Here is a 13,954-nt window from a genome sequence, read left to right as displayed (position 1 = left end):
ACGGCGCCCGGCCCCTACGGCAGGAGGCCGAGGCTGCGGGCGCGGGTGACCGCCTCGAACCGGGTGTTCGTGCCCAGCTTCTGGCCGGCGCTGCGCAGGTACGCCTTGACGGTCTCCGCGCTGATCGACAGGCGCCGTGCGACCTCGGCGTTCGTGCAGCCCAGGGCCACATGGGCGAGGGCGTCCAGCTCGCGGGCGGTGAGCGGGCGCTCGGGCCGGGTGGAACCGTCGGACGGGCGGCCGTGATCGGTGATCCGGCCGCACGCCGATTCGAGGCGGGATCGCACGGCACCGTCGGTGATCTCCGCGGCGAGCGCGCGGAGCTCGGAGAAGACCTCGCGCAGGAGCTCCCGGTCGACGCCGCCGAGGGCGGAGCGCTCCGCCGCGGCGGCCTCGGCGAACTGCATCCGCCGCGCCACCTCGTCGCGCACGCGGAGCTCGTAGGCGAGGTCGCGGACGGTGTGCGCGACCGCGCTCAGAACGGCGTCGCCGAAGGTGGACTGCCGGTGATCCGCGGCGTAGAAGACGGCGCGCACCACTCCGTTGACCACGAGCGGGACCGCGACCATCGAGCGCAGGCCCTCCGCCTGGACGTGCGCGTGGTAGTGCTGAGTGATCCCCGCGGTGCCGTAGTCGGCGACGGCGGTGGGGCGGCCCGTGCGCAGGACGTGCCCGCCGAGGCCCGCGCCGCGCGCGACCGGGAGGCCGTTGAGTGCCGGGGTGCGCAGGCCGACGCCGCCGCCGAGGATGACGTGGTCCTCATCGACCAGGCCGACGAAGGCGACGGGAAGTTCTGTGCGCGTACGAATGGTTCGCAGGGTGGACCGGGTGACATCGGCGTCGATCGTGCTGGCGGTCATCGGTCTCTCCGGGGTCACAGCGGGTGATTCATCATCGCATGACCGGTTCGTCCGTGTGACGGGAACCACAGCTGGGTGGTTCCCGGTGGCGAGGGTGCTTCCGCGCGTCACGGCGGCGCGGCCGAAGAATTGTTAGCGTGAATCCATGATCGAAGTCGCGGGGTTGACCAAGACCTACGGGGCCGTGCGGGCGGTGAACGACCTGTCCTTCGCGGTGCGGCCCGGTCGCGTCACCGGGTTCCTGGGGCCGAACGGTGCGGGCAAGTCGACGACGATGCGCTGCATCCTCGGGCTCGACCGCCCCACCTCCGGCCGCGCGACGATCGGCGGCAGCGAGTACGGCGCCATCGACCGGCCGCTGACGAAGGTGGGCGCACTGCTCGATGCGAAATGGGTGCACCCCAACCGGACCGCGCGCGACCACCTGCGCTGGCTCGCGGTGGCGAGCGGCATCCCCGTCGGGCGCGCTGACGAGTGCCTCGCCGCCGTCGGCCTCACGGACGCGGCGCGGAAGAAGGCCGGGGGCTTCTCGCTCGGCATGGCGCAGCGCCTCGGCATCGCCGGTGCGCTGCTGGGCGACCCGGGCGTGCTGCTTTTCGACGAGCCCGTGAACGGCCTCGACCCCGAGGGCATCGTCTGGGTACGTACCTTCATGAAATCCCTCGCGGCACAGGGGCGTACCGTCTTCGTCTCCAGTCACCTTCTTGCGGAGATGGCGCTCACCGCGGACGACGTGGTGATCGTCGGCCGGGGGCACCTCGTGTGGAACGGCACCATGGCCGACTTCATCGCGCAGAACTCGGAGCACACCGTGCGCGTGCGCAGCCCGCGTGACCGAGAGTTGGCGCAGGCGCTCACCTCGCGGGGCCTCGCGGTCGATGCGACGGCCGAGGCCGCGCCCGGCGGCGGCGGGCGGACCGTCCTCACTGTCCGCGGCACGACGAGCGACGCCGTCGGTGAGATCGCCGCGGCGGAGGGGCTGCCGCTGGCCGAGCTGGCCCCACAGAGCGGTTCGCTGGAACAGGTCTTCATGCGCCTCACGGGCGGAGCTGTGGAGTACCGCGGAACGGGAGGCATCGGATGATCGTCCGCGCTGTACAGGCTGAGTTCATCAAGCTCGCGACCGTCCGCGCCACCAAGTGGCTCCTGATCGGATCGTCCGCGGCGGCGCTGGCCATCACTGTGATCGTCGCGCTGGTGGTCCGCAACATCGGGGAGACCGTCGACGACATCGGCGTCGTCGCTCTTGCACCCCTGTCGGGCTTCGCCGCCCTGCCGGGCATCGCCATCACCTTCGCTGGTGTCATCGGCGTGCTGTCGGTGACCACCGAGATCCGGTACAACACGCTCCGGACGACCTTCCTCGCCGTCCCGAACCGGTGGATCGCCCTGCTGGCGAAGACCTTCGTGGTCGCCGTGGTGTGCGCCGTGGTCTACTCCGTCGCGATGATCGTCGCAGTCCTGCTGTTCGGCACGGTCGTGGACGGCTCCCCAGCGGAAGTGCTCCGCTCGGGCGCGGGCTCATTCCTCGCCTTCCCGATCGGCACGGCCTTCGCGGCGGTCCTGGGTGTGGCCGTCGGCTGCGCGGTGCGGAACGGCGCCGGCGCCATCACCCTGCTGCTGGGCTATCTGTTCGTGGTCGACAACGTGATCACGACCATCCCGCAGACTCGGGAGGCGGGGCCCTATCTGCCGCTGTCGAACCTGCAGAACTTCATGGGCGTCCTCTACGACGAGAGCTTCCCGTGGGGCGCACCGGTCTCCTTCGTGTACCTGGTCGTGGTGATCGGCGCGCTGTGGGCCGGAGGTGCGACGCTCGCCGCGCGACGTGATGCGTGACTCATTTCATCTCCACATCGGTGCAGCTCACAGAGGATATGTAAGCATCGCGTGAACGTTCGTCGGCGTCCCTTTCCGGCGATCGTTCGCAGTGCTACATAGGAAGGGTGACCGTCGAGAGCGCCGCCCCGCCGACCGCCCCGGACGTGCCCGTGCGGGACCCTGCGCCGGGGCTCGTGCGGCGCACCGTCGGGCGACGGGGCGTGCGGTACCTCGCGGTCCTCGCCGGGGCCTGGCTACTGGCCGAGGCGATGGGGCTGCTCGGGGTTCCCGCGCCCGCGCTGCTGGCGGCGCTCGTGCTGGGTGCCGTGCTGCGCATGGCGATCGGACGAGAGGTCACCGTCCCCGCCGAGGTGAGCAGGTGGACGCAGGCGTTCATCGGCGTCATGTTGGGCGGCTACCTCAATCTGGAGGCGATGCGGGCCGTCGGACCCGTGCTCGCGCCATTCCTCGCGATCTCCGTGCTGACCGTGCTGCTCTCCCTCGTCACCGCATGGGTGCTGAGCCGCTGGGCTTCGGGGCTCGACCAGCGCACGGCGACCCTCGGCCTCATGGCCGGAGGATCGTCCGCGGTGGTCACCCTCTGCGACGAACTCGGAGCGCGCAAGGACGTCGTCGGCGTGATGCAGTACTCGCGCGTGCTCCTGGTGAGCCTCACGGCGCCGTTCGTCCTGGTGGGCTTGGCCGGCGGCGCCGCGGCGCCCTCACAGTCCTGGTTGCTCGACCTGCAGATCGTGGGGCGTGGAGACCAGGTGGCGGGTCTGTCCACGGCGTTCGTCTTCGCGATGGCGGGCATGTGGCTCGGCCGCAGGCTCCGCCTGCCCGGGGGCGGGCTGATCGGGCCGATGTTGCTGGCCGCGGTGATCGGCGGCGCCGAGCTCACCCGCGGCTTCGCGCCGCAGGGCGCGTTCAAGGAACTGCTGCTCATCGTCGTCGGGCTGGAAGTGGGGCTGATGTTCGACCGCCGCCTGCTGCGCCGGCTCGCGCACCTGTTGCCCGCGATCGCGGGCGGCATCGTCGTCCTCTGCGGGGTGGTCGCGCTCCTCGCCGCCGCGGCGGCGTACCTGACCGGGGTGCCGCTGGCCGACGCCTATCTGGCCACCACCCCTGGCGGGATCAACGCCGTCGTCGCCAGCGCGACCGGCAGCGCAGAGGCCGATATGGCGCTGATCGCGACCGTCCAGAGCCTGCGGCTCATCATCGTGGTGCTCGCGCTACCACTGGTGGTGGGCGCGATGAACAGGTGGTCGGGCCTCAGGGGCGCTCGCGCAGCCGCCACGACGCGTTGACCGGCCCGTGGCCGGCGCCGACGGCGTAGGCGGCCGCGAGGGACCGGGTGACCCACTCCTTGCCAAAGGCCACGGCGCCCGGGACGTCGTAGCCGTGCGCCAGCGCGCAGACGGTGGCCGCCCCCAACGTGTCGCCCGCGCCGTGGTCGTGCCGGGTATTGAGGCGTTGCGCCTCGAACTCGAGGAACTCGGCACCGTCGTACAGCACGTCCGTGCTGGTGGATGCGGTCCGCAAGTGGCCGCCCTTGACCAGGGCCCAGCGCGGGCCGAGTGCGTGCAGGGCGCGCGCGGCGTCGCGCTGCGTGGCCTCGTCGACGACGTCGATGCCCGTGATGAGCCGCACCTCGTCGAGGTTGGGGGTCACGAGGTGCGCGAGCGGGAACAGACGGCGCAGCAGGGTGTCCAGTGCCTCCGGCGTGAGCAGCGGGTCGCCGTGCTGTGAGGCGCAGACCGGGTCGACGAGGAAGGGGATGCGCGCGCCGATCCCGAGTTCCTCGGCAGTGTCGGCTATCGCGTCGATGATCCCCGCGGTAGCGAGCATGCCCGTCTTGACCGCCCCGATCCCGATGTCCTCCACCACCGCGCGAATCTGGCCCGCGACAGTCTCGGGCGGGATCGGATGGAATCCGGTGACACCCAGGCTGTTCTGCACCGTGACGGCGGTGATCGCGCTCGTGCCGTGCACGCCGGCGAGCGCGAAGGTCCGCAGATCGGACTGGAGCCCCGCGGCCCCGCCCGAATCTGAGCCGGCGATCGTCATCACCCGCACGGGGGTCTCGCCGTCTGCGGGCAGGGGGAGGAACTGCATGGACTGAGGATACCGCCGGGAACCGGCAGGTCGGCGGGTACATCCGCGTGAAAAGGCGTTGCGGGCCCACGTGCGCGCTCCTATCGTCGACGTGCTCGCCACGCCCGGACGACCGGAAGGAGGTGCGGTGTGAGCACATTCGCCTCCGCACCGCCGGTGCGGGTCTTCAATGCCGACTACAGCCCGCTCGACGTGGTGCACTGGCAGGACGCCGTGGGCATGATGTTGCGCGAGGTCGCCCTCGCCCTGGAGCCGCACGACCCGCCCAGGGTGCTGCGCTCCCCGAGCACGGTGATCGAGGTGCCCAAGTCGATGCTGCTCGTGCGGTACGCGGCGGTGCCCTACCGCCGTACCGCGGACCACGCGAGCCGGTCCGAGATCCTGCGCCGTGACGACCACGCCTGCCAGTACGCGGGCTGCGCCGCACGGGCCACGACGATCGACCACGTCTTCCCGCGCTCCCGCGGCGGCGGCAACACGTGGACGAACCTCGTCGCGTGCTGCGCGGAGTGCAACCACCGCAAGGCCGACCGCGCGCCGGCGGAGGCGGGCATGCGCCTCGTGCGCGAGCCCTTCCGCCCGGCCGGCGTGTAGCCCCCACTCCGATTGAACGATGTTTTGGAGATTCCGACCTGCGGTTTTCCTCTCCAGAACATCGTTCAATCGGGGGTGGCGACGGCCCAGAGGGGGTTGACGGGGCCGTGGCCGGCGCCGAGGGGGTAGGCCCAGCGCAGGCCCTCGGTCACCCACGCCTTGCCGAAGGAGACGGCGGCCGGCACCGACGCGCCGTGTGCGAGGGCCGCCGTCGTCGCCGCGGCGAGGGTGTCGCCGGCGCCGTGGTCGTGGATCGTCGGGACCCGCGGCGCCGTGAACGCGATGGACTCGGTGCCGTCGGTGAGCAGGTCCGGGCTCTCGGGGTGATCGCGTAGGTGACCGCCCTTGACCAGCGCCCACTGCGTGCCGAGCGCGAGGAGCGACTCGGCGGCGTCGCGCTGCGTCGCGGCGTCGACCACGTCGATCCCGGTGATCAGCCGGACCTCGTCGAGGTTCGGGGTGACCAGGGTGGCGCGGGGGATGAGCACCGTCCGCAGCGCGTCCAGCGCCTCGGTCGCGAGCAGCGGGTCGCCGTGCATCGACGCCGCGACTGGGTCAACGACGAGCGGCACCGCGCGGCCGTGGCCGATGCCCTCCGCGTCGGCCGCGGCGGCGACCGCCTCGATGATGCCTGTGGACGCCAGCATCCCGGTCTTCGCGGCCTCGACGCCGATGTCGCCGGCGACGGAACGGATCTGGGCCGCCACGATCGCCGGCTCGATGCCCCGGAAGTCCTGCACGCCCACGCTGTTCTGCACCGTGACCGCGGTGATCGCCACGCACGCGTGCAGGCCGAGGACAGCGAACGTCCGCATATCGGCCTGGATGCCCGCGCCGCCACCGGAATCCGAGCCGGCGATGGTCAGCACGCGGTGCGGCGCGACGCCGCGGGGCGCGGTCGGCAGGCGCGACGGTGCGCCGACCGTCACCGTGGTCGGATCGGAACGGCGCCCCGTCATGCCCGGGAGGGCTCCAGCGGGATGTACACGCGCCCACCGGCGTCGGCGAACTCCTGCGACTTCGCCGCCATGTCGGCCGCCAGCTTGGCGTCGATGTCCTCCTGTGTCACCAGGTTGTGCTCCTGCGCGTAGGCGCGCACGTCGGCGCTGATCCGCATCGAGCAGAACTTCGGCCCGCACATCGAGCAGAAGTGCGCCGTCTTCGCGGGCTCGGCGGGCAGCGTCTCGTCATGGAACTCACGAGCGGTGTCCGGGTCCAGCGACAGATTGAACTGGTCCACCCAACGGAACTCGAAGCGCGCCTTGGAGAGCTCGTCGTCGCGGGACTGGGCGCCGGGGTGGCCCTTGGCCAGGTCGGCGGCGTGCGCCGCGATCTTGTACGTGATGACGCCGGTCTTCACGTCGTCGCGGTTGGGCAGGCCCAGGTGCTCCTTGGGCGTGACGTAGCAGAGCATCGCCGTGCCGGCCTGCGCGATGATCGCCGCGCCGATCGCCGAGGTGATGTGGTCGTACGCCGGCGCGATGTCTGTGGCGAGCGGGCCGAGCGTGTAGAACGGCGCTTCCTCGCACAGCTCCTCCTCGAGCCGCACGTTTTCCACGATCTTGTGCATCGGGACGTGGCCGGGGCCCTCGATCATCACCTGCACGCCATAGGACTTCGCGATCTTCGTCAGCTCGCCCAACGTGCGGAGCTCGGCGAACTGCGCCTCGTCGTTGGCGTCCGCGATGGAGCCGGGACGCAGGCCGTCGCCGAGGGAGAAGGTCACGTCGTACTCGCGCAGGATCTCGCACAGCTCGCGGAAGTGCGTGTACAGGAACGACTCCTCGTGGTGCGCGAGGCACCACGCCGCCATGATCGAACCGCCGCGACTGACGATCCCGGTGACCCGGTTCGCCGCGAGCGGCACGTACCGCAGCAGGACGCCCGCGTGCACGGTCATGTAGTCGACGCCCTGCTCGCACTGCTCGATCACGGTGTCCCGGAAGATCTCCCAAGTGAGCTTGGTCGGGTCGCCCTTGACCTTCTCGAGCGCCTGGTAGATCGGCACGGTGCCCACGGGGACCGGCGCGTTGCGCATGATCCACTCCCGGGTCTCGTGGATGTCCTTGCCGGTCGAGAGGTCCATGATGGTGTCGCCGCCCCAGCGGGTGGCCCACACCATCTTCTCGACCTCCTCGGCGATCGAGCTGGTGACAGCCGAGTTGCCGATGTTCGCATTGATCTTCACCGCGAAGGCCTTGCCGATAATGGCGGGCTCCAGTTCGGGGTGCTTGCGGTTGGCGGGGATGACCGCGCGGCCGGCGGCGACCTCCTCGCGCACCTTCTCCGGGTCGAAGCCCTCGCGGGAGGCGACGAAACGCATCTCGTCGGTGATGATTCCCGCGCGGGCCCAAGCGAGCTGGGTGGACGCGCCGTCGACCGGGGTGGGCTTGCTCCAGGCGTCGCGGGTCTTCGGCAGGCCCTCGGCGAGGTCGTGCAGCTGATCCTCGGCGTCGTACTGGGTGTACGGACCGGAGGTGTCGTAGACGTCGTGGTGATCGCCGTTGGTGAGGTCGATGCGCCGGAACGGGACGTGCAGGTCACCGTCGGCGCCCGGGACGGTGCGGTACCGCTTCTCGGAACCCTCGATCGGGCCGACGGTGACGGTGGAGACGGGGGTGGACGACGAAACAGACATGCGGGGCTCCTCTTCCCTACGCCGGCATTACCCGGACAGGTTCGTACGGTCGACGCCCGCGATAGACGTCCTCTCAGCTCACTGCGGTGAGCTCCCGTGTGGTGTGCGTTACCGAGGGTAGCGCACCTGCGGCGGAGTCTCAGGCGATCCGCACGCCCCGCGGCAGCTTCGCCGCGGGAACCCGCAGGCGGCGGGCCGCGAAGGCGAGGCCAATTCCGCCCAACGCCAGGTTCGCCAGCAGGCCCCAGTACCAGGTGCGGCCCACGTTCTGGGTCGTGTCCCAGTCGTCGTACCGAGAGGACGGGTACCGATTCGCGTACTGCTCGGAGCACGTCCGGTCCTGGTCGGGATTCGGGCCGGTACGAGTGTCGGACACGATGTCGGCGAGTGCGCCGAGCGCTGTCTCGTCGGGTTCGTCGCCGGTGTAATCGGCGTAGCGGCGGGGGAAGTCGTCCGACCGCCTGCCCGGCTCGGACTGCGAAGCGGCGTCCGCGAACACCACCGCGGGGTTCGGTGCCAGGATCCACCAGATGCGTTCGGTGTGCGTGACCTCGACCTGCTCGCGCACCTCGGTGCATTTGCCGCTGTTGTCGGAGTCGTTGTACTCGAACCTGGTCTGCATCGCGCTCTGCTGGGAGACGGTCGTCGGCACCAGCATCACGGTGATGAGCGGAAGCCCGATCAACAGGAACAGCATTGCCAGCTGCGTGACGGCGGCGGAGCCGATCGGCCTCGACAGTAGGGCTGAGAAGCCAAGGCCGATGCCGCAGTAGCTGAGGAACAGCAGCGTCACCACGACGACGCCGAGGACCGACGCCCACACCGGATAGGGCGCCTCGACCGTCGCCCAGATGATGTAGGGCATCGAGACCAGAAGGAGTGCGCAGGAGGCGATCCACGCGCCGAGTAGCTTTCCGGCAGCGATCTGCGACCCGCTCGCGGGCGTGGCCTGGACGACGGCAAGGGTTGCGTCTTTGCGGTCGCCGTTGATGGAGGTCGCCGTCATCGTCGGCGAGATCACCAACCCGAGGAAACCGACGAAGCCGAGGACGATGAAGTAGAGGTTCTCGGACCAGCCGTCGTACGCCCAGTCCTTGCGCTCCGGGCTCATCGCCAGTGCGAACCACAGCGAGCCGAAGACCACGGCGGAGACGACGAGGAAGAACACGCCGAGCAGCACGCGCCAGCGGGTGGCGCGGGTGCGCTGGCGCAGTTCCAGACCCGTGAGTACGCCAACGGTACGCCACCACTGCGTGAAGCCGTTCATGTGCGATCAGCCTCCAGTGCGAAGTACGAGTCCTCGAGGGCGTTGGTGGCGCGGGCGAACTCGACGACCTGGGCACCGTCGGCGATGCGCTGCGCGAGGTGCGCGGCGGCATCGGCCTCGGAATCGAAGGTGAGATACGTTCCACCGCTCGGTGGCTCACCGAGCAGGCGGATCCGCCAGCGGGTGACCGCGGGTTCCGGCGGCGCCTCGGTGCGACCGCGCGCCATCATCACCACGTCGTCGACCATCTCGCCGAGCTCGGAGAGGATGTGCGAGGAGACGAGGACGGCGACGCCGTTGTCGGCGAGGGCGCGCAGCGAGTCGCGTAGCTCGAACCGCGAACGCGGGTCCATGCCCGAGGCGGGTTCGTCGAGCAGCAGGATCGGCGGGTGGTGCACCATCGCGCGGGCGAAGCCCAGGCGCTGCTTCTGCCCGCGGGAGAGAACCTGCGCCGGGCGGTCGGCGAACTCGCTCAGGTGGACCCGCGCCAGCAGGTCCGCTGCCCGGGCGCGCGCCTCGCCCGACGGGACCCCGTACAGCTTCGCGAACGTGGTCAGGATCTCGTTGGGGGTCAGCGAATCCCAGGTGCCGAAGACGTCGGGCATCCACCCGACGCGGGGCCGGAGCGCATCGGGGGCGATGGGCGCACCGTCGAGCTCGATGGTGCCCGACGACGGCCGCAGCAGCCCGGCGAGCATGAGCAGCAGCGTCGTCTTCCCCGCGCCGTTGGGCCCCACCAGGCCGGTGATGCGACCCGGGGGCAGAGTGAGCGTCGCGTCGGCGACCGCCACGTGCTGTTTGAAGGTCCGCGTGAGCCCGCGGGCGACCAGCGTCATGCGGACCACAGTAACCGCGTTTCGAAGTTTACGATCGAGAAATGTGACAGATGTGAAAACACCGGCCCCGAGTACGTCGACTTGTCGGGGTTCGGGCGTACGGTGGGGTGATCCGCATCACATGGAGGTGTTCATGGCTGACAAGGTCGAGGTTCCCCCGCCCACGCTGGAACTGGGGGAGTCGTTGCGTCTCTTCGACAATCCGGTGCGTGACCGGTACGAACTCTGGTCGGGCGACGAGCTCATCGGGGTGGAGGGCTACGAGGTCACCGATCACGGTGACGTGATCCTGCTGCACACGGTGGTCATGGAGAAGTTCGGCAAGCAGGGCTTCGCCCGCGCCCTCGTGTCGGGGGTTCTGGACGATCTGCGCTCGCGTGGCCGGCGCGTGATTCCCGTGTGCACCTACGTGCGCTCGTTCATCACCCGGTTCCCGCAGTACCAGGACGCCGTCGACTCGGCGGCGCACACCTAGGGACCCGCGACGGGGCGCCCGGCGCCGTCACCTCTGCTCGGCCCAGTAGTGGTAGCCGTGGTGGTGGGTGAAGCCCGCCCGGCGGTACAGCTCCCGCGCGCCGGTGTTCTCAAGGGTGACCTCGAGGAAGACGCGCGTCGCGCCTTCGTCCGCCGCGCGCGCCCGGGCCGCCCCGAGCAGCCGGGTCGCGAGGCCCTGTCGACGGTGGTCGGGCGCGACGGCCATCGAGCCGACCCCGCCCCACACGGTCCCCGCCGCGTCTGCGGTCAGCGCGAGGCGGCCAGCCGCGACGGGGACACCGTCGGGCCCGGCGATCGACGCGAAGAACGCCGCCCCGTCGACCGAGGCCACGAGAGGCTCGGCCGTGCCGGTGAGGGCGAGCCAGGCGGCGTCGGGGGCGCTCGCGAACCGGATCTCCGGGTCGGCGCCGTCGGCGACGGCTGGAGCGGTGAGGACCTCCGTCGGCTGCACGACGGGCGCGAGGCCGGCCGCACCCGGCAGCGCGCGGTCCGACACCGTCAGGCGCATCGGCAGCCCGCGGGCGGCGTACCAGGCGCGCACCCCGCCGAGCCGGTCGAGAGAGGCGTCCGGATGCAACGGCGCAGCGGCGTTCGCACGGTGCCCCGGCAGGCCCACTGCGGCGCGGCACAGCCAGCCGTCGATCCACTCGCGCTCCACGGACCACCAGGACCGGGCGCGCGCCAGGTCCAACGACCGGATCTCGCTCGCCCGGACGGGCCGCTCCGGCACCGTCTTCCATCGGACGATCCCAGTGCGGGGAATCACGTGCTCGGCGCCGTCGCGGTCGGCGCGGACGACGAGTGGGTCACCGTCGGACAGCAGGGTGCCGATGACGTCCGTGGCCTGCCCAGACGGCAGCAGTCGCCGGACCACCACCCGATCGCCGGGCGCGGGCACGTCAGTGACCGAAGGGATCTTCGACGGTGCCCGGCATCCAGGTCAGGCCCGGCACGGTCCAGCCCTGCTTCTTGATGAACTTCTTCGCCTGCCGCGCGTACCGGCCGGTCAGAACGTCGGTGTAGAGGAAGCCGTCGAGGTGGCCGGTCTCGTGCTGCAGCATCCGCGCGAAGAACCCGGTGCCCTCGATCTGGACCTTCTCGCCGGCGCGGTCGGTGCCGACGACCTTGGCCCACTCGGCGCGGCCCGTCGGGAAGGACTCGCCCGGGACGGAGAGGCAGCCCTCCCAGTCGTCGTCCGGGTCCGGCATGGTCTCGGGGACGTCCGAGGTGGTGAGGACGGGGTTGATGACCTCGCCGCGCCGGCGCTCGCCGGTCTCCTCGTCGGGGCAGTCGTAGACGAACAGGCGCAGGTCGCGGCCCACCTGATTGCCGGCGAGGCCCACGCCGTTGGCGACGTCCATGGTCTCGTACATGTCGTCCAGGAGGGTCACGATCTCGGCCGACGGCTTGCCGTCCGCGTCCAACTCGACGGGCGTCGTGGGGGAGTGCAGCACGGGGTCGCCGACGATGACGATGGGGAGAACGGACATGGCATACACGGTAGTCGGGGGCGGTGCGGGCCGCACCGGCGCACCCGGGCGTCGTCGGACCCCGGCGGCGCGGGAGCTGCGCGACACGCGCCAGTAGCCCCGCGCCTCCGCCGCCGGCCGTGGTTAGATTGACGCGAACTACAGAAGTGTTATTTCGAATGCGAGGGGAACGCATGGAGGGCGCCGGTGCGGCCGCGCAGAAGACGGTCCGAACTGACGCGCAGCCCGTCGACGAGCGCGGCGAGGACGGCCTGACCAGGCGCGAGCACGACATTCTGGCCTTCGAGCGCCAGTGGTGGAAGTACGCCGGCGCCAAGGAGGACGCGATCAAGGAGCTCTTCGGGCTCTCCGCGACCCGCTACTACCAGGTGCTCAACACCCTGGTCGACACGCCCGAGGCGCTCGCCGCCGACCCCATGCTCGTCAAGCGCCTCCGTCGCGTCCGGGCCGGTCGGCAGAGGGCCCGCGCCGCCCGCAAGCTCGGCTTCGAGATCACGTGATCCGATACAGTCGGGTGTCGTGAGCACTCAGAACACCCGCGCCGTCCCGATCCGGACCATCATCATGATCCTGATCTCGGCCGCGATCATCCTCGCGGCGGTCGGGGTCCACGGGCTCGTGACCCGCAACGACGATCCGCAGGCAGCGCTGAACGCGCAGGAGGCCAAGATCAAGGCCGCCTCGACCGAGACAGCGCAGCCGGCCGCCGACAAGCCGACGGTGTGCCTGATCTCCGTCGCCAAGGCGCCGGTGGCCGACACCCGCGACAAGCTCACGAAGGCGGGCTTCACCGTGCAGGGCGAGGCCGCCGCGGCGTGGCCGAACCGGCCCGCCGCGCCGCGCGCCACCACCGTGTATTTCGCGGACGCCGGCGACGACGCCGCCAAGACCGTCTCCACGGCGCTCCCCGGCTCCGCCATCGCCGCGCGCCCCGCCGGGCTCGAGGCGTGCGACGGCGTGCTCGCCGTCGCCGTCGTGAAAAAGTAGCCTGCGACGGGCGGAGCGGGGACCTGTCCCTCGCCGCGAGAGCGGCCCCGATATGATTTCGGGCAACACCAGCCCCAGGGCGGCCCAGCCCCGGTAGCCGTCGCAAAAGGAGTCATCGATGACGAAGCGTCAGTTCCTCGCCCCGATCGCGATCCTTCCGGTGGTGGCCATCGCCCTGGCCGGCTGTACCACCAACGAGAAGCCCTCGGACACGCCCGGAACGAATCCCGCCGTCGTCACCGGCGCGACGGTGCCCGCGCAGGGCCCGGTCCGCAGCCTGGATCCGAACTCCCACGGCGAGGAGAAGCCGGGCGAGAGTGCTCCGTCGGCCGGCGCCGCCGAGGCATCGCTCGTCAAGCCCGACGGCAGCAGCGCCGGCAAGGCCACCTTCTCGGAGAAGGACGGCGTCGTGGTGATCGACGTCCGCGTGACCGGCCTGCCCGCAGGCTTCCACGGCATGCACATCCACGAGGTGGGCAAGTGCGAGGCGAACTCGGTCGCCAAGAACGGAGCTCCCGGCTCGGCCACCAACTTCGGCTCCGCCGGCGGCCACTGGCAGAAGCCCGGCGCCTCCGGCCACCCCATGACGGGTGACCTCGTCTCGGTCTACGTCAACGCCAACGGCACCGGCCAGACCGTGACCAGCACTGGCGCCTTCACCCTCGCCGACATCAAGAAGAACACCGAGGGCAACGCGCTCATGATCCACGCGGGCCCCGACAACTTCGGCAACATCCCGTCGGCGCGCTACACCAATATCGTCCCGGGCCAGCCCGTGCCGGACGAGACCACCCTCAACACCGGCGACGCCGGCGGGCGGATCGCCTGCGGCGTGATCAAGGTCGGTTAGT

Annotated in this window: 16 protein-coding genes and 1 riboswitch; of the genes, 8 read left to right on the top strand and 8 right to left on the bottom strand. The window is 70.8% G+C overall.

All coding sequences use genetic code 11. The features are described 5' to 3' along the window. Positions 1-14: 14 nt before the first annotated feature. Positions 15-860, bottom strand: a complete 846-nt coding sequence (locus tag HNP44_RS02245; RefSeq protein WP_259141664.1) for a LuxR C-terminal-related transcriptional regulator — start codon at positions 858-860, stop codon at positions 15-17. 145 nt (positions 861-1,005) lie between these two features. Here HNP44_RS02245 and HNP44_RS02240 point away from each other — a divergent pair, with 145 nt between their 5' ends. The 3 genes from HNP44_RS02240 to HNP44_RS02230 all read left to right on the top strand — a co-directional run bounded on the left by HNP44_RS02240 (position 1,006) and on the right by HNP44_RS02230 (position 3,988). After that, positions 1,006-1,944 (top strand): ABC transporter ATP-binding protein, encoded by a 939-nt coding sequence (locus HNP44_RS02240; protein WP_259141665.1) that lies wholly within the window; start codon positions 1,006-1,008, stop codon positions 1,942-1,944. Continuing rightward, a complete protein-coding gene (locus HNP44_RS02235; RefSeq protein WP_259141666.1) occupies positions 1,941-2,699 on the top strand; it encodes a hypothetical protein in 759 nt (252 codons plus the stop codon). Before HNP44_RS02240 ends, HNP44_RS02235 begins: the two co-directional genes overlap by 4 nt. A gap of 107 nt (positions 2,700-2,806) precedes the next feature. Continuing rightward, entirely contained in the window at positions 2,807-3,988 is a 1,182-nt protein-coding gene (locus HNP44_RS02230) for an AbrB family transcriptional regulator (RefSeq protein WP_259141667.1), read from the top strand. On the opposite strand, the gene thiD (HNP44_RS02225) is transcribed toward HNP44_RS02230, so the two are convergent. Beyond that, on the bottom strand, positions 3,954-4,796 hold the full coding sequence (gene thiD / locus HNP44_RS02225; RefSeq protein ID WP_259141668.1) for a bifunctional hydroxymethylpyrimidine kinase/phosphomethylpyrimidine kinase: 843 nt from the start codon (positions 4,794-4,796) through the stop codon (positions 3,954-3,956). The genes HNP44_RS02230 and thiD (HNP44_RS02225) overlap by 35 nt on opposite strands. Positions 4,797-4,925: 129 nt before the next feature. On the opposite strand from thiD (HNP44_RS02225), the gene HNP44_RS02220 reads away from it, so the two are divergent. Next, positions 4,926-5,390, top strand: a complete 465-nt coding sequence (locus HNP44_RS02220; protein WP_259141669.1) for an HNH endonuclease — start codon at positions 4,926-4,928, stop codon at positions 5,388-5,390. 65 nt (positions 5,391-5,455) lie between these two features. Here HNP44_RS02220 and thiD (HNP44_RS02215) read toward each other — a convergent pair whose 3' ends face one another. The 4 genes from thiD (HNP44_RS02215) to HNP44_RS02200 form a co-directional block, all read right to left on the bottom strand. Continuing rightward, a complete protein-coding gene (gene thiD / locus HNP44_RS02215; protein ID WP_259141670.1) occupies positions 5,456-6,349 on the bottom strand; it encodes a bifunctional hydroxymethylpyrimidine kinase/phosphomethylpyrimidine kinase in 894 nt (297 codons plus the stop codon). Further along, positions 6,346-8,028: a phosphomethylpyrimidine synthase ThiC gene (gene thiC, locus HNP44_RS02210; protein ID WP_259141671.1), complete on the bottom strand. Its 1,683-nt coding sequence runs from the start codon at positions 8,026-8,028 to the stop codon at positions 6,346-6,348. Before thiC ends, thiD (HNP44_RS02215) begins: the two co-directional genes overlap by 4 nt. After that, positions 8,024-8,136: riboswitch (TPP riboswitch) on the bottom strand. It overlaps the preceding gene by 5 nt. 31 nt (positions 8,137-8,167) lie before the next feature. Next, positions 8,168-9,295 (bottom strand): ABC transporter permease, encoded by a 1,128-nt coding sequence (locus HNP44_RS02205; RefSeq protein WP_259141672.1) that lies wholly within the window; start codon positions 9,293-9,295, stop codon positions 8,168-8,170. Continuing rightward, a complete protein-coding gene (locus tag HNP44_RS02200; RefSeq protein WP_259141673.1) occupies positions 9,292-10,131 on the bottom strand; it encodes an ABC transporter ATP-binding protein in 840 nt (279 codons plus the stop codon). The genes HNP44_RS02205 and HNP44_RS02200 overlap by 4 nt, the downstream gene beginning before the upstream one ends. Positions 10,132-10,264: 133 nt before the next feature. On the opposite strand from HNP44_RS02200, the gene HNP44_RS02195 reads away from it, so the two are divergent. Continuing rightward, positions 10,265-10,606, top strand: a complete 342-nt coding sequence (locus HNP44_RS02195; protein WP_259141674.1) for a GNAT family N-acetyltransferase — start codon at positions 10,265-10,267, stop codon at positions 10,604-10,606. A 27-nt stretch (positions 10,607-10,633) separates the two neighbouring features. Here HNP44_RS02195 and HNP44_RS02190 read toward each other — a convergent pair whose 3' ends face one another. Then, on the bottom strand, positions 10,634-11,524 hold the full coding sequence (locus HNP44_RS02190) for a GNAT family N-acetyltransferase (protein ID WP_259141675.1): 891 nt from the start codon (positions 11,522-11,524) through the stop codon (positions 10,634-10,636). A gap of 1 nt (position 11,525) precedes the next feature. After that, the gene (locus HNP44_RS02185) at positions 11,526-12,116 is read right to left on the bottom strand and encodes a peptide deformylase (protein ID WP_259141676.1); all 591 of its coding nucleotides are present in this window, start codon (positions 12,114-12,116) and stop codon (positions 11,526-11,528) included. A gap of 173 nt (positions 12,117-12,289) precedes the next feature. Between HNP44_RS02185 and HNP44_RS02180 the strand changes: the two genes are divergently transcribed. The 3 genes from HNP44_RS02180 to sodC all read left to right on the top strand — a co-directional run bounded on the left by HNP44_RS02180 (position 12,290) and on the right by sodC (position 13,953). Then, entirely contained in the window at positions 12,290-12,616 is a 327-nt protein-coding gene (locus HNP44_RS02180) for a DUF3263 domain-containing protein (protein WP_259141677.1), read from the top strand. A gap of 19 nt (positions 12,617-12,635) precedes the next feature. Continuing rightward, positions 12,636-13,103 (top strand): LytR C-terminal domain-containing protein, encoded by a 468-nt coding sequence (locus HNP44_RS02175; RefSeq protein ID WP_259141678.1) that lies wholly within the window; start codon positions 12,636-12,638, stop codon positions 13,101-13,103. Positions 13,104-13,221: 118 nt separating this feature from the next. Beyond that, a complete protein-coding gene (gene sodC, locus HNP44_RS02170) occupies positions 13,222-13,953 on the top strand; it encodes a superoxide dismutase[Cu-Zn] (protein ID WP_259141679.1) in 732 nt (243 codons plus the stop codon). Position 13,954 lies beyond the last annotated feature (1 nt).

It is taken from the genome of Tsukamurella ocularis (genome assembly GCF_024807615.1).
GTDB lineage: Bacteria > Actinomycetota > Actinomycetes > Mycobacteriales > Mycobacteriaceae > Tsukamurella > Tsukamurella ocularis.
This window is presented reverse-complemented; position numbering and strand designations above follow the sequence as displayed.